At 74.6% G+C, this 614-nt stretch carries 1 pseudogene; it reads left to right on the forward strand.

The features are described 5' to 3' along the window. Window positions 1-614 (forward strand): annotated as a pseudogene (locus ACTOQ2_RS44030) (hypothetical protein); the annotation flags it as partial.

The raw sequence follows: 614 nt of genomic DNA on the forward strand, positions 1-614 counted from the left end.
GGACCCGCAGGACCTGAGGGACCCGCAGGACCGGCAGGCGCCGACGGCGCACCCGGACCCGAAGGACCCGCAGGACCTGAGGGACCCGCAGGACCCGAGGGGCCTGAAGGACCGGAAGGCCCCGAAGGACTCACCGGACCAGAAGGACCTGAAGGCCCCGCAGGCGCTGACGGTGCCGATGGTGCACCCGGACCCGAGGGACCCGCAGGCGCCGATGGTGCACCCGGACCCGAGGGACCCGCAGGACCTGAAGGACCCGCAGGACCCGCAGGCGCAGACGGCGCACCCGGACCCGAAGGACCCGCAGGACCTGAAGGACCCGCAGGACCCGCAGGACCCGCAGGCGCAGACGGCGCACCCGGACCCGAAGGACCCGCAGGACCTGAAGGACCCGCAGGACCCGCAGGCGCAGACGGCGCACCCGGACCCGAAGGACCCGCAGGACCTGAAGGACCCGCAGGACCCGCAGGACCCGCAGGCGCAGACGGCGCACCCGGACCCGAAGGACCCGCAGGACCTGAAGGACCCGCAGGACCCGCAGGACCCGCAGGCGCAGACGGCGCACCCGGACCCGAAGGACCCGCAGGACCTGAAGGACCCGCAGGACCCGCAGG

The sequence above is a fragment of the Streptosporangium sp. H16 genome, assembly GCF_051918855.1.
GTDB lineage: Bacteria > Actinomycetota > Actinomycetes > Streptosporangiales > Streptosporangiaceae > Streptosporangium.